At 70.4% G+C, this 17,059-nt stretch carries 16 protein-coding genes and 1 tRNA gene; 3 read left to right on the forward strand and 14 right to left on the reverse strand.

The annotated features are described in order from the left end of the window. From J7U37_RS17595 to mdcA, 3 genes are read right to left on the reverse strand one after another with little or no spacing between them, the layout of a single operon-like run. The gene (locus J7U37_RS17595; protein WP_247636526.1) at positions 1–933 is read right to left on the reverse strand and encodes a biotin-independent malonate decarboxylase subunit beta; all 933 of its coding nucleotides are present in this window, start codon (positions 931–933) and stop codon (positions 1–3) included. Further along, positions 933–1,244, reverse strand: coding sequence for a malonate decarboxylase acyl carrier protein (gene mdcC / locus J7U37_RS17600; RefSeq protein ID WP_056481057.1), 312 nt, complete (start codon positions 1,242–1,244; stop codon positions 933–935). Before mdcC ends, J7U37_RS17595 begins: the two co-directional genes overlap by 1 nt. A 13-nt stretch (positions 1,245–1,257) precedes the next feature. Continuing rightward, entirely contained in the window at positions 1,258–2,904 is a 1,647-nt protein-coding gene (gene mdcA, locus J7U37_RS17605) for a malonate decarboxylase subunit alpha (RefSeq protein ID WP_056190673.1), read from the reverse strand. A gap of 166 nt (positions 2,905–3,070) precedes the next feature. Here mdcA and J7U37_RS17610 point away from each other — a divergent pair, with 166 nt between their 5' ends. Beyond that, positions 3,071–3,751, forward strand: a complete 681-nt coding sequence (locus tag J7U37_RS17610; RefSeq protein ID WP_247636527.1) for a GntR family transcriptional regulator — start codon at positions 3,071–3,073, stop codon at positions 3,749–3,751. A gap of 198 nt (positions 3,752–3,949) precedes the next feature. Further along, positions 3,950–4,216: a hypothetical protein gene (locus J7U37_RS17615; protein ID WP_056190679.1), complete on the forward strand. Its 267-nt coding sequence runs from the start codon at positions 3,950–3,952 to the stop codon at positions 4,214–4,216. 84 nt (positions 4,217–4,300) lie between these two features. Here J7U37_RS17615 and J7U37_RS17620 read toward each other — a convergent pair whose 3' ends face one another. Genes J7U37_RS17620 through J7U37_RS17665 form a run of 10 tightly spaced genes read right to left on the reverse strand, consistent with a single transcriptional unit; the run spans position 4,301 to position 15,759 of the window. Next, the gene (locus J7U37_RS17620; protein ID WP_247636528.1) at positions 4,301–4,627 is read right to left on the reverse strand and encodes an oxidase; all 327 of its coding nucleotides are present in this window, start codon (positions 4,625–4,627) and stop codon (positions 4,301–4,303) included. A 10-nt stretch (positions 4,628–4,637) separates the two neighbouring features. Continuing rightward, complete coding sequence (locus tag J7U37_RS17625) at positions 4,638–5,303, reverse strand: cytochrome c oxidase subunit 3 (RefSeq protein WP_247636529.1); 666 nt, start codon at positions 5,301–5,303, stop codon at positions 4,638–4,640. Beyond that, positions 5,300–6,979, reverse strand: a complete 1,680-nt coding sequence (locus tag J7U37_RS17630) for a cbb3-type cytochrome c oxidase subunit I (protein WP_247636530.1) — start codon at positions 6,977–6,979, stop codon at positions 5,300–5,302. Before J7U37_RS17630 ends, J7U37_RS17625 begins: the two co-directional genes overlap by 4 nt. Further along, a complete protein-coding gene (gene coxB / locus J7U37_RS17635) occupies positions 6,976–7,962 on the reverse strand; it encodes a cytochrome c oxidase subunit II (protein ID WP_056190689.1) in 987 nt (328 codons plus the stop codon). Before coxB ends, J7U37_RS17630 begins: the two co-directional genes overlap by 4 nt. After that, on the reverse strand, positions 7,959–8,465 hold the full coding sequence (locus J7U37_RS17640; protein WP_247636531.1) for a hypothetical protein: 507 nt from the start codon (positions 8,463–8,465) through the stop codon (positions 7,959–7,961). The genes coxB and J7U37_RS17640 overlap by 4 nt, the downstream gene beginning before the upstream one ends. After that, complete coding sequence (locus J7U37_RS17645; RefSeq protein ID WP_247636532.1) at positions 8,462–9,457, reverse strand: hypothetical protein; 996 nt, start codon at positions 9,455–9,457, stop codon at positions 8,462–8,464. The genes J7U37_RS17640 and J7U37_RS17645 overlap by 4 nt, the downstream gene beginning before the upstream one ends. Continuing rightward, positions 9,454–10,008, reverse strand: a complete 555-nt coding sequence (locus tag J7U37_RS17650; RefSeq protein ID WP_247636533.1) for a cytochrome c — start codon at positions 10,006–10,008, stop codon at positions 9,454–9,456. The genes J7U37_RS17645 and J7U37_RS17650 overlap by 4 nt, the downstream gene beginning before the upstream one ends. Beyond that, positions 10,005–11,996 (reverse strand): quinol:electron acceptor oxidoreductase subunit ActD, encoded by a 1,992-nt coding sequence (locus J7U37_RS17655; RefSeq protein ID WP_247636534.1) that lies wholly within the window; start codon positions 11,994–11,996, stop codon positions 10,005–10,007. Before J7U37_RS17655 ends, J7U37_RS17650 begins: the two co-directional genes overlap by 4 nt. Before the next feature lie 5 nt (positions 11,997–12,001). Continuing rightward, positions 12,002–15,100 (reverse strand): TAT-variant-translocated molybdopterin oxidoreductase, encoded by a 3,099-nt coding sequence (locus tag J7U37_RS17660; RefSeq protein WP_247636535.1) that lies wholly within the window; start codon positions 15,098–15,100, stop codon positions 12,002–12,004. Continuing rightward, on the reverse strand, positions 15,100–15,759 hold the full coding sequence (locus J7U37_RS17665) for a cytochrome c3 family protein (protein ID WP_056190697.1): 660 nt from the start codon (positions 15,757–15,759) through the stop codon (positions 15,100–15,102). The genes J7U37_RS17660 and J7U37_RS17665 overlap by 1 nt, the downstream gene beginning before the upstream one ends. 353 nt (positions 15,760–16,112) lie before the next feature. On the opposite strand from J7U37_RS17665, the gene J7U37_RS17670 reads away from it, so the two are divergent. Continuing rightward, positions 16,113–16,904 carry an SCO family protein gene (locus tag J7U37_RS17670; RefSeq protein WP_244478551.1) on the forward strand — a complete coding sequence of 264 codons (792 nt, stop codon included), beginning with the start codon at positions 16,113–16,115 and terminating at the stop codon, positions 16,902–16,904. A gap of 48 nt (positions 16,905–16,952) precedes the next feature. Here J7U37_RS17670 and J7U37_RS17675 read toward each other — a convergent pair. After that, positions 16,953–17,029: transfer RNA gene (locus tag J7U37_RS17675), tRNA-Met, on the reverse strand. Between the last annotated feature and the right edge of the window lie 30 nt (positions 17,030–17,059).

The following is a 17,059-nucleotide window of genomic DNA, read 5'->3' on the forward strand; positions in this document are numbered from 1 at the left end:
TTATCGGGCATGGTGCGGCTCCTCCGGCAGGCGGGCGAGCAGGGCGTCGAAGCCCTCGGTGGTCAGGCCCGGCACGGCGGCGGGGTCGGCGATGCCGAGGCCGCCCCAGATCTCGGTGGCGTCCCGGGCATCGCCGAAGCGGTCGAGGCGGGCTTCCAGGCGGGCCTGCTCGGCTTCGAGCGTGGCGAGGTCGAAGGAGGGGGCTGCCGGGATCGCCGCCAGGACGGCCTTGCGGAACGCCCCGATAGTGTCGTCGACGAAGGCGTCGGCGGCGCCGATGAGGCGCCGGTGCTTGCCGCCCATGGTGCGCCACACCAGCGCCCGGTCGCGGGAATCGAATTCCTCCGCCCCCCGGTTGGTCTCGATCACCTCGGGACCGGAGACGCTGAGGCGCCCGCCCTCGGAGATGACGAGGCGCGCGCAGGTGCCGGCGATGAGCCCGCCGCCACCGTAGCAGCCGGCCCGGCCGCCGATCAGCCCGATCACCGGGATGCCGGCGGTGCGGACCTGCGTGATCGCCCGCATGATCTCCGCGATGGCGGTCTCGCCGGCATTGGCTTCCTGCAGGCGCACGCCGCCGGTGTCGAACAGGATCAGCACGGCGGCCGGCTTCACGGCCAGCGCCGCCCGCAGCAGGCCGACGAGCTTGGCGCCGTGGATCTCGCCGAAGGCGCCTCCCATGAAGCGGCCCTCCTGGGCGGCGACCAGCACGGGTCGCTCTTCAAGCAGGCCGCGCCCGACGATCATCCCGTCGTCGAAGGCGCGCGGCAGGTCGAACAGCGGCAGGTGCGGGCTCATCATCCGCTGCTCGGGGCCGATGAATTCCTGGAACGTGTCCGCGTCGAGGAGACCCGCGAGGCGGGCGCGGGCGCTGGCCTCGTACCAGCTCTGGTCGAGCGGAGAGGTGGAGAGAGAGACGGGTTTGAAATCCATCACGGCATCTCCATCAGGCGCGCGCCCTGGGCGAGGCGCAGGGACACGGTGTCGGGGCGCGCGCCCCCGTCGTTGATGGTGATGGTGAGCCCGCCGGGCTGCCGGCGCGCCACGAAATCCGCCACCACGGCGGCCCAGACCGCCCCGTAACCGGCGATCGCGGTGTCGATCTCGACGCGGCAGGCATCGGGCGCGAGATTGCGCTCCAGCAGCACTTCGAGGTTGCCGGAGGCGACGACCCCGGTGATCGCGCTGGCCCGGGTGCCGGGGAGCGCCGTACGGGTGGCGTGGCGGAAGCTCAGTTTCTCCATCGGCGAACCCTCCTCACCAGTTCCGGAACTTGGCCGGGGGCTCGTAGAGCCCGCCCGACCAGTGCACGAGGTCCTTGATCGAGCGCGCCGCGAGCAGCGAGCGGTCGGCGTCGAGGGGCTCGATGCCGAGGTCTTCCGGCCGCTGGATGATCTTTCGCGCGCGCAACGCCTCGACCATCGCGTGATCGCGGCCCCGGCCCACATCGGTGTAGCCGGCGACCCCGCGGATCGCCTGCTCGCGCTCGTCGAGGGTCCGGCACAGCAGCAGGTTGGCGATGCCCTCCTCGGTGACGATGTGGGTGACATCGTCGGCGTAGACCATCACGGGGGCGAGTTCGAGGTTGAGCTTTCTGGCCAGTTCCAGGGCGTCGAGACGCTCCACGAAGGCCGGCACCAGCTTGTCGCCGAAGGTTTCGACGAGTTGCACCACGAGCTTGCGTCCGCGCCGCAGGGCCGGATCACCGGTGCCGCCGGCCTCGCGGCCCGCCTTCATCCAGGTGTCGGAGGGATGGCGCCGGCCGTGCGGGTCCGAGCCCATGTTCGGCGCACCGCCGAAGCCCGCCACCCGGTTGGTGGTCACGGTGGAGGAATGGCCCTGGAGATCGATCTGCAGGGTCGAGCCGATGAAGAGGTCGCAGGCATAGAGCCCCGCCGTCTGGCAGAAGGCGCGGTTCGACCGGAGGGAGCCGTCGGAGCCGGTGAAGAACACGTCCGGCCGGGCGCGGATGTAATTGTCCATGCCCACTTCGGACCCGAAGCAGTGGATCTGCTTCACCCAGCCGGATTCGATGGCCGGGATCAGGCTCGGATGCGGGTTGAGCGCCCAGTGGGTCGCGATCCGACCCTTCAGGCCGAGGCGTTCGCCGTAGGTGGGCAGCAGCAATTCGATGGCCGCCGTGCCGAAGCCGATGCCGTGGTTGAGGCGGCGGATGCCGTACGCGGCATAGATGCCCTTGATCGCCATCATGGCCATCAGGATCTGCGTCTCGGTCACCGCCGCCGGGTCGCGGGTGAAGAGCGGCTCGACGTAGAACGGCGTGTCGGCCTCCACCACGAAGTCGACCCGATCACCCGGGATGTCGACGCGCGGCACCCGGTCGACGATGTCGTTCACCTGCGCCACCACCACGCCGTTCTTGAAGGCGGTCGCCTCCACCACGGTGGGCGTGTCCTCGGTGTTGGGGCCGGTATAGAGGTTGCCGTCCCGGTCGGCCGAAACGCCCGCGATCAGGGCCACGTTCGGCGTGAGGTCGACGAAGTAGCGCGCGAACAGTTCGAGGTAGGTGTGCACCGCCCCGAGTTCGATCTGGCCGCCATACAGCATCTTGGCGATGCGGGCGCCCTGGGGGCCGGAATACGAATAGTCGAGCCGCTTCGCGATCCCCTGTTCGAAAACATCGAGATGCTCGGGCAGCACGATGCCGGACTGCACCATGTGCAGGTCGTGGACGCGGGCCGGATCGCAGGCGGACAGGCCGCGGGCGAGGCAATCGGCCTGCTTCTGGTTGTCGCCCTCCAGGCAGACCCGGTCGCCCGGCTGGAGGATCGCCTCGAGGAGGTCGACGACCCGGGACGCCGGCACGACCTTGCCATCCGCGTGCGGCCGCGCCCGTTCCAGGCGCGCCTCGCGGATGTCGCGCTCCTTCTGCCACTGGCTCATCGGATCGGCTCCCGGACTCTGACCCGCTTCGTATACATGATAACGCGAATTCCGGCCATCGATATCCCGAACCAGGGGAAAACGACTCCGTGACGTCATCTGACGTGCTATAGCGGCTCCTCCGTATACGCAGCCGGGCACCGCCCGGCCTCCGCGAGGCGACCCGATGGACGAACACGGAACGGAACGCGGGCTCCTGTCGGACCAGATCCGCAACGCGCTCACCGACGAGATCGCGGCCGGTCGTCTGGCTGCCGGCACCGCCCTCGACGAGCAGGATCTCGCCGACCGCTTCGGCGCTTCGCGCACCCCCGTGCGAGAGGCGCTTCGGCAGCTCGCGTTCAACGGGCTGGTGGAGCTGCGCCCCCGCCGGGGCGCCGTGGTCACGCGCATGACGCCCGGGCGGATCATGGACATGTTCGAGACCACCGCCGAGTTCGAGGCGATGTGCGTGCGGCTCGCCACCTACCGGATGACGCCGCTGGAGCGGAGCCACCTGATGGACCTGCACGCGCTCTCCGGCGCCATGGTGGCGGCCGGCGATGTCGACGCCTACGACAGCCTGAACCGCAGCTTCCACGAGGCGCTCTACGGCGCGACGCATAACGGCTTCCTGAAGGAGCAGGCGTTGGCGCTCCGCACCCGCCTGTCGGGCTTCCGCCGGACGCAGCTGCGCCACGGCGACCGCATCCGCGGCTCGCGCGAGGAGCACGGAGCGATCCTGGCGGCGATCGCGGAGGGCGACGGCGAGGCGGCGGCCCGGCGCATGCGGGCTCACATGCTCAATGCCGCCAGCGCCCTGCGCCACTACATCGACGCTCACTCGGACGCCCACTCCGACGCGTGATGCGCCAGGCGCATGAAGAACGGCAAGACCGAAGGTAGAAATGCGCCCGACACATGCAACGGGTGCTGCAGCGCACGCTGTCCTCGAAAAGCCCGGCCTATATCGAGACTGTACCAAGAAGAACGGCCCCCGGACATCCTGAGCTTGATCCAGGATCGTTTGACGGAGACCGGACCTGTACATCTGGATACTAGAGCTATGAACACCCGTCTTGCTTCCGCCGCCGTCGCCCTCGTCCTGACCCTCGGCGCCCCCGCCACATCCGCCCTCGCGCAGAGCTACAACGCCCCGGCCGGCATCCCCGCCGCCGCCGCGCCCGGCAGCCGCGTCGTCGGCGCCTTCGATGACGTGACCACCGGCTCGCTCGGCCGCCGCGCCGACGACTCGGCCAAGGCCGGCAACGCCGAGCAGAACAACAAGCCGACCGCCAATTACGGCACCACCTCGGGCGGCCCAGCCTATTGAGGGCCGCGCAACACCTGAGCTGACAAAGGCGGGGCGCGAGCCCCGCCTTTGTCATAGGGACGCGATCTCCTCCGGTGGCGCGCCTCAGCGCGCGAGGTAATCGGTCAGCGTCATCCCGAACAGAATCGCGACCCAGAAGAAGCCGACCCCGGCGAAGAGCCGGACCAGGGGCGCCTCGTGGCGGACCTCCATCGACACCAGGATGATGATCGCCGCCATCACGGCGACCACCGCGAGTTCGACGATCCAGGCCTGGGCGAAGGGCCGCGTGGCCCCGAGCGTCACGTTCACGGCGAGCAGGGCCAGGAGCGCCAGGAAGGTGCGGACCGGCCTGCGCAGGCGGCTCCACAGGAGGGCGCGATCCTGGGGACCGAGAGCCTGGGGACCGAGAGCGTGAAAGGGGTTGCGCATCGCCGTCTTCCTACCGGTTGACCACGTAGAGCACCGGGAAGGCGATGATCCAGATCAGGTCGATGAAGTGCCAGTACAGGCCGTAGACCTCGATCCAGTTCTGGTGCCGCAGCAGGAATCCGGGACGCGAGGCCTTCCAGGTGAGTCCGAGCAGGATGGCGATGCCGGTGACGAGATGGACCGCGTGCAGTGCGGTCGCCACGTAATAGAGATTGACGAAGAGCCGCGTCGCCGGCTGTTCGGCCAGCGCATAGGGCCGGCGGGCCAGGAAGGGCATCATGTGCTCCTCGTAATCGGCGACATACTCGTAGCCCTTCAGCACCAGGAACAGCAGGCCGAGGCTGGCGGTGGCGAGGAGGCAGCCGACCATCAGCCGCTGCCAGCCGAGACGCGAGAGTTCGATCGCGGCCGATATGGTCAGGCTGGAGCAGAGCAGCACCACCGTGTTGACCGCCCCGATCCAGAACTTGAGGTGTCCGGCCGCCGCCTGCACGGCCTCGGGATGGAGCAGGCGCAGGATCAGCGCCGTGAGGAACAGACCCGAGAAGAGCAGGAGTTCGGTGAGCAGCCAGGCCCATATGCCGAGGGTGGCGGCATGACGCTGCTGAGCCACCGTGGCGAAGTGCTCGGCGCGTGCGACGCCGACCGGGTCGGCACCGATGCAATCAGCGCTCATGTGTGCTGCCTCCCGGTCTCCTGCGCCTGGATCGGGTAGTCGTAGGGCACCTCCGGCACCTGCGGCGGCTGCGAAAAGTTGTGCGGCGGGGGCGGGGAGGTCGTCTCCCATTCGAGCCCCTTGGCGTCCCAGGGATTGCCGGGTGCCCTGCGCCCGAACCACAGGGCATAGACGAGGTAGACCATCGGGAAGAGGTAGCCCGCCGCCAGGATGGTCGAGCCCGCCGAGGACAGCACGTTGAGGAGCTGGAATTCCGGCGGGTAGGTCGCGTAGCGCCGCGGCATGCCGAGATAGCCGAGGATGAATTGCGGGAAGAAGGTGACGTTGAAGCCGAGGAAGATGAACAGCGCCGAGATCCGGCCCCAGGGCTCGCTGTACATCCGCCCGGTGATCTTCGGCCACCAGAAGTGCAGCGCGCCGAGGAAAGCCAGCACCGTGCCGCCGACCATGATGTAGTGGAAATGCGCCACCACGAAGTAGGTGGCATGGACGTGCTGGTTGATGGCCAGCGTCGCGAGGTAGAGCCCCGTCAACCCGCCGAGCACGAACAGGCCGATATAGCCCATGGCGTACAGCATTGGGGTGTCGAGGCGCAGGCGGCCTTTGTGGATGGTGGCGGTCCAGTTGTAGACCTTGACCGCCGAGGGCACCGCCACCGCGAAGGACAGGGCCGAGAAGGCCAGCGAGGCGAGGTCGCTCTGCCCGTTGACGAACATGTGGTGGCCCCAGACGAAGAACGTCACGGAGGCGAGCCCGATCGCCGCGTAGGCGACGAAGCGGTAGCCGAAGAGCTTCTTCTGGGCGAAGGCCGGCACGATCTCGGAGATGACCCCCATCCCGGGCAGGACCATGATGTAGACCGCCGGGTGCGAATAGAACCAGAACAGGTGCTGGAACAGCACCGGGTCACCGCCATAGGCCGGGTCGAACACACCCACGTGGAAGGCCCGCTCGGCGATGAGCAGGATCAGCGCGATGGTGATGACGGGGGTCGCCAACAGGAAGATCAGGCTGGTGGCGTAGTGGGTCCAGACGAAGATCGGCAGGCGGAACCAGGTCATGCCGGGCGCCCGCATGGTGTGGATGGTGACGACGAAGTTGAGCCCCGTCAGGATCGAGGAGAACCCCACGATGGTGACGCCGATGAGCGCGGGCAGCACCCAGGTGTTCGAGAAGGCGGTGGAGAGCGGCGCGTAGAAGGTCCAGCCGGTATCGACCCCGCCCAGCACCACCGAGACCAGGGTGAACAGGGCGCCGGCCATGAAGACGTACCAGCTCGCCAGGTTGAGCCGCGGGAAGGCGAGGTCCTTGGCCCCGATCATCAGCGGGATCAGGAAGTTGCCGAAGGTGTTCGGAATCGACGGAATGAGGAAGAACCACACCATCACCACCCCGTGGATGGTGAAGGCCTTGTTGTAGGTGTCGTTGGTCATGATCGCGCCGTTCGGCACGACGAGGGCGAGGCGCACGAAGCCGGCCGCCACCGCGCCGATGACGAAGAAGGCGGTGATGCTGGCCAGATACAGGAGCGCGATGCGCTTGTGGTCGGTGGTGAAGAACCACGAGCGCAGGGTCGATTCGGCGTGGAGATAATCCTCCGGCCGGTCCAGGGTCGGCGCCGGGATGTGAGGATCGCGCGCGGCGGCGTCGCCGTGCAGGGTTCCGGCGCTGCTCATCGGGGGGTTCCTCGAGACGTTTCCTGGGGCATGCCTTCGGCGACGCGATCATAGGATCTGAGGTAGCCGACGAGACGGTCGAGGTCGTCGGCCGGGATCACCCCGCGAAAGCTCGGCATCACCTGCTTGCCGCCGCCGGCGAGCCGGTTGGCGTTGGGGTTGAGGATCTTGGCCCGGATGTAGTCCTCATCCGCCGTGAGGGTGCGGCCATCGGCGAGGTGGACCGGGCGGCCGTAGAGGCCGGCGAGGGACGGCGCCTTCACACCCGCGACCGCGCCGTCGTGGCAGCCGGCGCAGCCATAGGACTCGTACAGGACGCGGCCCGCTGCCACGTTCGATTGCTGCGCGCCCGCATGGGTGAGCCAGTGCTGGTACTCGGCCTGGGTCATCAGGGTCAGGTTGCCGTCCATGACCGAGTGGTCGGTGCCGCAATATTCCGAGCAGTAGAGCCGATAGGTCCCGGTGCGGTCCGCCTTGAACCATATCTCCGTCGTCCGGTCGGGCAGGGCGGCGATCTGCAGGCGCAGGGCCGGCAGGTAGAGGGCGTGGATCACGTCCTGGCTGGTGATGCGGATGCGGACCGGCTGGTCGATCGGCAGGTGCAGGTCGTTGATCTCGGACTGGCCGGTCGGATGCTGGAACTTCCACATCCATTGGCGGCCCACCGCCTCCACCACCATGGCCCCCGGCGGCGGATGGCGGGACTCGATGAAGAGCTTGGCGCCCCAGCCGAAGAAGATCAGCGTCAGCCCGTAGGGGATCAGCATCCAGCTGATCTCGATCAGGAAACTGCGGCGCTCGTCGGTGCTGCGGTCGACCTGCTCGCCGGCCCGGTAGCGCAGGGCGAAATACGTGATGGCGAGGAAGACCGGCACCGTGAGGAGCAGGGTCAGCACCGTGAAGCCGAGGATGATGTGGTCGGTCTCGACCGCCGTGGCCGAGGCGGCCGGGGGCCAGAGCGCGAGGGCGGATTGGGCCTTCATGGCGCCGGGACCCGCGGGGGTTCCGGGTCGAAGGACCGGCCGGCCATCAGCGCCATGGCCCGGTCGATCGGGATGCGGGCACGGGTGCGGGACGCGTCGAGATAGGCGTAGCCGGACAGGCGGCCGGCTTCGTCCGCCTCCTTCGCGTCGATATCCGCATAGGGATCGGGCTGCAGGTTCGGGGGCGGCGGCCGGATCGCCACGATCTGCTGGGGGGTGAGCGGGGGCAGGGCGCGGCGCTGGTGGCCGAGGACGACGTGGTCGAGAAGCAGGACCGCGCCGATGGTGGCGAGCACGGCGCCGGCGAGGCCGAGCATCACCCAGGCGGTCTTGCTGGCCGCGGCGTCGCTGTGCTCGTAATCCCAGTCCTGCGCCGGAGGTTCGGAGCCTGAAGCCTCGGCGGCGCGGGCCGGCACGGCGCCGGTGCGACGCAGGATCAGGCCGGCCAGGATCGCCGGGAGGAGGCCGAGGCTCGAGCAGCGGGTGTCGTTCGGCGCGCTCATGCGGGTCTCTCCGGGGCGAGGCGAGCGGGGTGGCGCAGAGCGGGATGGGAAGCGAGGCCGAGGGCGAGGAAGGCGACGGCGAATCCGGCGAGGCCATCCTGCCCCGTGACCACGAAGCCCCCGCGCGAAGCCGGGGTGACGAGCCAGGCCATCTCGGCGCCATGGACCACGAGGGCGAGCCCCGCCAGGACTCGGGTCGTCCACGGCCCCGGCCGCAAGGTCAGGAGGGCGGCGAACACCGCGACGGCTCCGCCCGCGACGCTGAGGGCGCGCCCCAGGAGGCCGCCGCGCGCCAGGTACCAGGACACCTCCGCGGGCAGGTTGGCGGACCAGACGACGAAGAACTGCACGAAGTGCAGGAAGACCCAGGCCGCCAGCAACAGGGCGAGCGGCAGCAGCCCGGCCTCGGGGCGCTTGCCGGGCGGTAGAACCAGAAGCGCCGCGGCAAGGGCCGCACCGCTCCAGGCCACCATCATGAGGAGGCCGATCAGGCTGGAGCCGAGGCGGGGGTCGAGGGCGGTGACGAGGTCGAAGCTCACGAGGGTCGCCAGCACGGCGTGCAGGCCGAGCACCAGGGCGACCGGTCCACGGCCGGCGGCGACCCGGAGACAGAGCCAGACCCAGAGGGCGAGGGCGGCGACGATCCGCGCGGCGAAGAACGGGGTGGTCAGCCAGATTTCGGCGAGTGGGGTCGCGGCGGGGGTTCCGCCGGCGAAGGGATAGAGCGCCGGCACCACCCCGACGAGGGGGAGGGCGAGGAGGGCTGCCACCGGCATCAGCCCGAGGCAGCGCCGCAGAGACGGGCGCAGGGACAGGAATCCTCGGGGCGCGAGCGCATCGAGGCCCGCCGCCAGGGGGAGGGCGCCCAGCGGCAGGGCCAGGAGGCCAAGCCACGCGGCCAGATAGGACGCCTGCCAATCGCCGAGACGGACGGCGAGGCCGAAGGCGGCAAGGCCGGCCAGGAGTGCGGCGAGCGAGCGGCCGGCGCTCATCGGGCGGTCTCCGCGAGCCGGGTCCGGTCCAACTCCGGCAGATCCGCCACCGCCGCGCCCTGGCTCAACTGCAGGGCGCGGATATAGGCGACGATGGCCCAGCGGTCGGCCGGGGCCACCTGCGCGCCCATGCCGAACATCGCACCGTGCCCTTGGGTGATCGCCCTGTAGAGCGCGTCGGCGCTGGCGCCCCGCAGGCGCGCGTCGGCGAAGGACGGCGCGGCGGGAAAGCCGCGCGCCACGATCATGCCCCGACCGTCGCCGCTGCGACCGTGACAGGGCGTGCAGGCGATGCCGTAGCGCTCCCGGCCCCGCGCCAGAAGGGCCGCGTCGATGACGGCCGGGCGCGGCACGAAACGGGCCGGATCGGTGCGGGGCACGGTCCCGGCCACGGGTTCGCGCATGGTCATGCCCTGCGGGAAAAAGCGGTTGGCGTCCCAGGTGTTGGCCTTGGCCTGATCGCGCATGTTCGCCTCGCCGCAGCCGGCCAAGGTCAGGGACAGGCTCACGGACAGGACGAGGGGGAGACCAGGGTCGAGCCAGCGCCTCATCGCGGCACCCGCCGGATGGCGAGGGGACGTCCGCCTCCCTCGGGAAGGCTCACGAGTCGGCGCTCGATGCGCGCCGCGTCGAAGTCGGTGCTACGGGCCTCGGCGGCCAGGAAGTAGCGGTCCTGCGACGCCCGCCCGAATTCCGGGATGTTGAAGGCCGGGTGGTTGAGACGCGGCAGGCGGTTCACGAACAGGAAGACCGTGTGCACGGCCAGCGTCCCGCACATCACGCCGAAGGACAGGCTCGGCACCACGAACGAGGGCCAGGAGAAGCGCGGCCGCCCGCCGACATCGAAGACGTAGCCGTAGGCGGTCGCGTAGACGCACATCCCGTAGAAGGCCGCGCCGCCGGCCAGCGACGCGCCCAGGGCATAGGGGAGGATCGAGCGGTTCCGGCGCGCGAGCCCGTCCAGGGCATCCGGCATCGGCACGGGGCCGAAGGCATCGAGGCGCACCGTCGTGCCGTGATGGGGATGGGGGCGGGCCAAAGCGCGCATGGCACAGGCCATGTCCGCCTCGGTGTCGAACTCGGCACTGACGCCCCAAAGCGGCGTCTCGGCGCCGACCGGCCGGTCGGCGGGCACGGGTCCGGCCGGGGCGCGCGGCTCGGCCGGCGCAGCTGCGCGCAGGTCGGCGATCGAGAGCACCGGCAGCGTGCGCAGGACCAGGAGCAGCAGCACGAGGAACAGACCCACCGAGCCGGCAAACGTCGCCACGCCCCACAGCCCGACCCGATACGCGAGGGCGGAGGAGGGCAGGAAATCGTGCGAGAGGGTCACCACCAGCACCATGACGTGGTCCGCATAGGCTCCGATCGCCACGAGGCCGCCCACTAGGGCCAGCGTCGGGCCCGAGCGCCGGAAGCGCGCCCACCAGAACAGGTGGACGGGGAGCAGCGCGCAGGTCAGCACGGTCCAGAACGCCCAGGCCTGCGCCCCGGTGAGCCGCCGCACCAGGGTCGCCCGCTCGAAGGCGTCGCCGTGCAGGAAGCCGGACAGGAACTCGGCCCCGTGGCAGTACAGGCTGGCGAGGCCGAGGCCGAGGAGAAGCCGGGCGAGACGCTCGACGTGCCGCTCGGTGATCAGATCGTCGAGGCCGTAGACGGCGCGGATCAGCACCGCCAGGGCGGCGATGACGGCCACGCCGGAGAACACCGCGTTCACCAACTCGGTGACGGGCAGGATCGTGTCGTGCCAGCCGGGAAGGACGGAGCCGGCGAACATCACGGAAGCCCCGGTCTGGAGCGCGACCACGAGGAGCAGGCCGAGCAGCGCGACGATGCGGTAGGCCTGCCCCCAGAGCTGCCAGTGCGAGGCGGAGCCGCGCCAGCCCGCCGCCGCGATGCCATAGGCCTGGGCCTTCAACCTCGGCCAGCGGCGCGGACGCCCGGCGCGCCGGGACTTGATCTCGGCCTCGGCATAGGCCCGGTCGCGCAGGGTCGCGAGATCGGGCAACAGGCCGAGATACCAGAGGCTCACCGTCACCACGAGGAAGCTGACGATGTCGACGGCGTCCCAGACCAGGGGCGAGCGGAATTGCGGCCACAGCCCCAGCGTGTTGGGATAGGGCAGGTTCCAGTAGAAGAACCACGGGCGCCCGAGATGGATGATCGGGTAGAGCCCGGCCGCGAGGGTGCAGAGAAGCGCATTCGTCTCCGCGATCCGGTTGATCGCGCCGCGCCAGGGCGCATCGGTGAGGCGCAGGGTTCCGGCGACCACGACGCTGCCGCAGGCGATGCCGATCCACCAATCGTAGGAGGCGATGTCCAGCGCCCACACCACGGCATTGTTGTTGTTCCAGATCCCGACGCCGGTGAAGAGCAGGACGAGGATCACCCCGAAGAACAGGGCGAGCAGGCCGGACGCCGCCGCGAAGGCGATCCACCAGCGCCGTCCCGGCGGATTGTGCAGGGCCCGCACCGCGATCGCGCGCGCGATCGCGGCGCCGGAGCGGGTCGAGGTCTCGGGACCGAGGACCGCGTCGGCCATGCCGCTCAGCCCTCCCGACCCGGCTCGGCATCGGGCGCCCCCGGCGCCAGGCTGGCGAGGTAGGTGGTGCGGGGGCGGGTGTTGAGGTCGCCGAGCAGGGCGTAGTTGCGCGGGTCCCGGCGTGCCGCGGCGACCCGGCTCGCATCGTCCGCGAGATCGCCGAACACGATGGCCCGGGTCGGGCAGGCGCCCTGGCAGGCAGTCTCCACCACCCCGTCGGGGATCGGCGCATGCGCGTCCTTGGCCGAATCGATGCGCGCGCCGGCGATGCGCTGGAGGCAGTAGGTGCACTTCTCCATCACGCCGCGCGCCCGCACGGTGACCTCCGGATTGCGCTGCTGCTGCTCCACCGGCGCCGCCCCGCCGGTATAGTCGAGGAAGTTGAAGCGCCGGACCTTGTAGGGGCAGTAGCTCTGGCAGGTGCGGGTGCCGATGCAGCGGTTGTAGACCTGCAGATTCAGGCCCTCGCTGTCGTGCACCGTCGCCTCCACCGGGCAGCCGAGCTCGCAGGGCGCCTGCTCGCAATGCATGCAGGGCACGGGCTGGAAATGGGTCTTCGGCGCGTCGAGCCCGCCCGCGTAGTAGCGGTCGACCCGAAGCCAGTTCATCCAACGCCCACGCGCCACCTCCTCGCGCCCCACCACCGGGATGTTGTTCTCGGACTGACAGGCGGTGAGGCAGGCATTGCAGCCGATGCAGGCGTCGAGGTCGATCACCATGCCCCAGGCCCGGGCGCTCCTGCCGCCCGCCGATGCCTCGCCCCGCCCCGCCGACGGCGCCTCGGGGTAGAAGGACGGCACGGCCGCGCCCGGTGGATCGCCGACGCTCGGCGCCCCCACCGCCTGCACGCGCACGAAGTCGTGCCCCTGCATCGTGCCGAGGTCCTGGGTCGTCACCGGCTTCGCATGGCGGCCGGTCCGGGTCAGGGTCACGCCGGAGAGCCCGTAGGGCGTGGCGCTCGACCGGAGCGCGTTGGCATCGTAGCCCAGCCCGTGGGCGAGATGGTCCGGCACCCGCCGACCATAGCCCAGGGTCAGCGTCACCGTGCGCTCGGCCTGCCCCGGCAGGATCCAGGCGGCCCCCTCCAGGCGCCGACCGTTCGCCTCCACCGCGACGATGTCGCCGGTGGAGAGACGGAGGCGTTCGGCGAGCGTCGGGCTCAGCGCGACCACGTTCTCCCACACCACCTTGGTGAGCGGTTTCGGCAGTTCCTGGAGCCAGCCGAGATCGGCCTCCGCTCCATCCCAGACGCAGGGATCGGGGCGGAAGACGAGGGCGATCCTGTCCCCCGAATCCGTGCTCGGCGCCGGCACGACACCGCCGGAGAGGGTGACGGCTTCCACCGCCAGCGCGGAATCGGGCAGGAAGCCGAGGCGCAGGGCCTCGCTGAAGCGCGCCGCGAAGGCGGCGTCGCCCTCGTCCGGGCCGCGCCACTGGCGCTCCAGCAGGACGCGCCCCTGTGGCGCTCCCTCGTTCACGGACGCTTCGTTTGCGGGCCCTTGTGTTCCGGGCCCTTGTGTTCCGGGCCCTTGTGTTCCGGGCCCTTGTGTTCCGGGCGCCTGAGGCGCGGACGCTTCGTTTGCCGGCGCCTCGGCCCCGAACAGGGTCAGGATTTCGTGGGCCGAACGGCCACCATAGAGCGGTGCCACGGTCGGCTGGATCAGCCCCACCGTGCCGTCGAGGGAACGCGCATCGCCCCAGCTTTCCAGCGGGTGGGCCAGGGGCAGGTGCCAGTCGGCATGGGCCGCGGTCTCGTCGAAATAGGCGGCCGCATGAATCTTGAACGGCACCCGCGACAGCCGTTCGGCGAAGGCGAGATCGCCCGGCGCGGCATAGGCGGGATTGACCCCGAGCATCAGCAGGGTGCCGACGCTCCCCCGTGCCATCGCATCGACGAGGTCCGACAGGCTCTCGGCGCCCTGGACCGGAACCGGTGCGGTGTGCAGCACCGTGACGCCGGTGTTTCCCAGCGCCCCGTTGATCCGGTGCACGAGGGCATGGACCTCCGCCGGCTGGCCGAGGCCCGCGGTGACGACGCTGCGTCCGCGATCGGCCAGCAGGGCCGCGCCAGTTCGTGCGATCCAGGCCGCCATCGGTCCATCCGGGACCTCCGGCCGGCCGCCCTCCGCCAGACGCAGCAGGTTGTGCGCGAGGCGCACGAGGTCGTCGGGCTCGGCCGCGAGGGTGTGGTCGGCCTTGCTGCTGGTCAGGCCCGGCGTGGAGGCGGCCGCGTGGAGGGTGAGGAGACCGCCCGCGGCCTGCGCCGCCCGGCGCGCCTCGATCCAGCGTCGGGACAGGCCGACCTGCCCCGGCCCGACCTCCAGGAAGTCGCCATCGAGGGCAACCAGGGTGTGGGCCCGGTCGAATCGGATCTGCGTCTCGAGGGGCCGGCCATAGGCCTGCCGCGCACCCTCGTAGAGGCCCGTGCGCGGCACCGTCTCGGCGACGTGCCAGCGCAGGCCCGGATAGGCCGCGCGCAGCCGCGCGATCCCGGCGGCCAGCGACGGCGACGTGACCGGACCGGTGAGGAGGTGGAAGCCGGCGCCCCCGGTCTCGCGCAGGGTCGTCAGGCGCGGCAGCAGCGCCCCGCGAAAGGCCGCCCACGCGGAGGGGCGGCCGAGATGCTGGACCGCCTGGCTGCGGAACGGATCGTAGAGCCCGAGCACCGAGGCCTGGGCCAGAACGTCGGTGCCGCCCCGGCTCCAGGGATGCTCGGGATTGCCCTCGACCTTCAGGGGCCGGCCGTTGCGGGTGGTGACCAGGATGCCGTTGGCAAAGCCGTCGAACAGCGCCGAGGAGGCGTAGGCGAGGGGAGCGCTCGCCACGATGCGCTCGGGCTGCACCACGTAGGGCACCTCGCGCCCGCGACCGTCGAAGGCATCGCAGGCCGAGAGGCCGGCAAGCGCGAAGGAGGCCGCCATCAGCTTGAGGAAGCCGCGCCGTTCCGGTCCCTGCGCGAGAGCCAGCGCCCCCGGAAACTCGGATCGGAGATAGGCCTGAAAGGCGCTGGTCTCCGCGACCGCGTCGAGGCTGCGCCAGAAGGCGGGTCCATCCCCGGACGCGAGGCAGCGGCGCAGATGCGCGAGGTCGTGGGCATCGGCCATCAGCGGTGACAGATCCCGCATTCGGTGAGCCGGTCGCCGCCGTGAATGTGGTTTTTCGCCACGAGTTCCGGCCCCCGCGTGGCCTGATCGGCGGGCGGACTCCAGTTCATGTTCCAGACCTGATCGGGTGGGCGCACGTATCGGTCCGGCGCCCGGTGGCAATCGAGGCAGAAGCGCATCTCGAACGCGTTGGCACGGAAGGTCATCTGCATGGTCGTGACATCCCCGTGGCAGGTGGAGCAGCCAATCCCCTTGGTCACGTGCACCGCGTGGTTGTAGTAGACGTATTGCGGAAGCTTGTTCAGCCGTGTCCAGCGCAACGGCTCACCGCTGGCAAAGCTGTCGCGCACGGGCTTGAGCATGTCCGACCCGGTCCAGATCTGCGAATGGCAGGTCATGCAGGTCTGGGTCGGCGGCAGCCCGGCGCTGGCCTGGGTCTCCACGGTGGTGTGGCAGTAGCGGCAATCGATGCCGAGTTCCCCCGCATGGTGCTTGTGGCTGAAGGGCACCGGCTGGGCCGGTGCGATCCCGACGCCGGTGACGTAGTCCGAGCGCGCGATCCCCGCGACCACGACGGCGCCCCCGGCGAGCAGGGCCGCCCCGGACAGGACCGCGAGGCGCAGGAGCGCGTCGGCCCCGGGCGCGAACAGTTGCGCCATCAGGAGCGGCGCCGACCTGACAGCACGGTCGGGCGCGGGGTGTCACGATGCCGTCTCATCCGCTTTCCACAGCCCAGGTTTCCGACGACAACCACAGGCCGGAGGCACCGGTTCACTCCGCGGCGGCAGCCCATACGGGTTGGCAGGCCGGTCATCGGGGAGGAAGTCGGGGGGAGGAGGTCGGGGAACGTTTGGGCCGCGTATCCGCTTGCCGTCATGAGAGTGCCGTCCGCAGAGATGTCCCCGCCCTGGGTGCCCTGGGATGTGGGCGCGCAAGCCACCGGGCCGGCCGAGACCTCAGGACCGACCACACGATCCCCATGCGCGTTCGCGACCCGATACGGGCGATCCGGATGACCTCGCGACTGGCGTCCGCCCTGTTGTTCGGCCTGATGGGATCGGTCGTGCTGCCCGGCATCGGGTGGGCGCGCCTGGCGGAGAACGACCTCGCGCGCGTCGCCGTCGCACCCGCGGCCGATGCCCGGGTGGACCTGGATCTGGCCTTCACCGATGCGGCGACGGGAGCGACCACGCTGGGGGCGGCGATGGGCGGACGGGCGACCCTGTTGCTGCCCGTCGATTACACCTGCGCCAATGTCTGCGATCCGATGCTGGCGATGTCCGCAGCGGCCCTCGCGGCCAGCGGGCTCGCGCCCGACCGCGACGTCAGCTTCGTCCTGGTCGGCCTCGACCCGAAGGACGACGCCGAAGCGGCGCGACGCATGCCGCAGGCATCGTCGGGTGGGCCGGTGGCGGCACGGGCGCTCGTGGGCGATGCGCAGGCCATCGCGCGCCTGACCGGAGCACTGGGCTATCGCTACATCGTGGACCGCGACAGCGACAGCATCGCCCATCCGGCCGCCGCGATCCTGTTGACGCCGGAAGGACGCGTCGCGCAGGTGCTGTCGCCCCTGGCCCTCAACGGCCGCGACCTGCGCCTCGCGCTGATCGAGGCGGGGGAGGGGCGGGGCAGCACCCTGGCCGATCGCCTCACCCTGCTGTGCTACGGCTACGATGCAGCCCGCGGCATCTACACGCCGCTGGTGGAGCGCATCCTCAGTCTGGCCGCCGCCGCGACCGTGGTCGTCCTCGGTCTCGGCATCGTCCTGCTTCACCGGCGGAGCCTGCGCGGAAGGGACGCTTGAGACACGAAAAAGCCCGCCCTGGTTATTTCCGGGGCGGGCTTTTGTGTTTGGTTGCGGGGACAGGATTTGAACCTGTGACCTTCAGGTTATGAGCCTGACGAGCTACCGGGCTGCTCCACCCCGCGCCACCTGGGATCGTTTGGAGGGAATGTGGG

The sequence above is a fragment of the Methylobacterium sp. 37f genome (assembly GCF_023093475.1).
In the GTDB taxonomy this organism is placed as follows: Bacteria; Pseudomonadota; Alphaproteobacteria; order Rhizobiales; family Beijerinckiaceae; genus Methylobacterium.

Coding starts and splice junctions, on each gene's coding strand:
- J7U37_RS17595 (WP_247636526.1), bottom strand. CDS start 933: ATGGATTTCAAACCCGTCTCTCTCTCCACCTCTCCGCTCGACCAGAGC.
- mdcC (WP_056481057.1), bottom strand. CDS start 1,244: ATGGAGAAACTGAGCTTCCGCCACGCCACCCGTACGGCGCTCCCCGGC.
- mdcA (WP_056190673.1), bottom strand. CDS start 2,904: ATGAGCCAGTGGCAGAAGGAGCGCGACATCCGCGAGGCGCGCCTGGAA.
- J7U37_RS17610 (WP_247636527.1), top strand. CDS start 3,071: ATGGACGAACACGGAACGGAACGCGGGCTCCTGTCGGACCAGATCCGC.
- J7U37_RS17615 (WP_056190679.1), top strand. CDS start 3,950: ATGAACACCCGTCTTGCTTCCGCCGCCGTCGCCCTCGTCCTGACCCTC.
- J7U37_RS17620 (WP_247636528.1), bottom strand. CDS start 4,627: ATGCGCAACCCCTTTCACGCTCTCGGTCCCCAGGCTCTCGGTCCCCAG.
- J7U37_RS17625 (WP_247636529.1), bottom strand. CDS start 5,303: ATGAGCGCTGATTGCATCGGTGCCGACCCGGTCGGCGTCGCACGCGCC.
- J7U37_RS17630 (WP_247636530.1), bottom strand. CDS start 6,979: ATGAGCAGCGCCGGAACCCTGCACGGCGACGCCGCCGCGCGCGATCCT.
- coxB (WP_056190689.1), bottom strand. CDS start 7,962: ATGAAGGCCCAATCCGCCCTCGCGCTCTGGCCCCCGGCCGCCTCGGCC.
- J7U37_RS17640 (WP_247636531.1), bottom strand. CDS start 8,465: ATGAGCGCGCCGAACGACACCCGCTGCTCGAGCCTCGGCCTCCTCCCG.
- J7U37_RS17645 (WP_247636532.1), bottom strand. CDS start 9,457: ATGAGCGCCGGCCGCTCGCTCGCCGCACTCCTGGCCGGCCTTGCCGCC.
- J7U37_RS17650 (WP_247636533.1), bottom strand. CDS start 10,008: ATGAGGCGCTGGCTCGACCCTGGTCTCCCCCTCGTCCTGTCCGTGAGC.
- J7U37_RS17655 (WP_247636534.1), bottom strand. CDS start 11,996: ATGGCCGACGCGGTCCTCGGTCCCGAGACCTCGACCCGCTCCGGCGCC.
- J7U37_RS17660 (WP_247636535.1), bottom strand. CDS start 15,100: ATGGCCGATGCCCACGACCTCGCGCATCTGCGCCGCTGCCTCGCGTCC.
- J7U37_RS17665 (WP_056190697.1), bottom strand. CDS start 15,759: ATGGCGCAACTGTTCGCGCCCGGGGCCGACGCGCTCCTGCGCCTCGCG.
- J7U37_RS17670 (WP_244478551.1), top strand. CDS start 16,113: ATGACCTCGCGACTGGCGTCCGCCCTGTTGTTCGGCCTGATGGGATCG.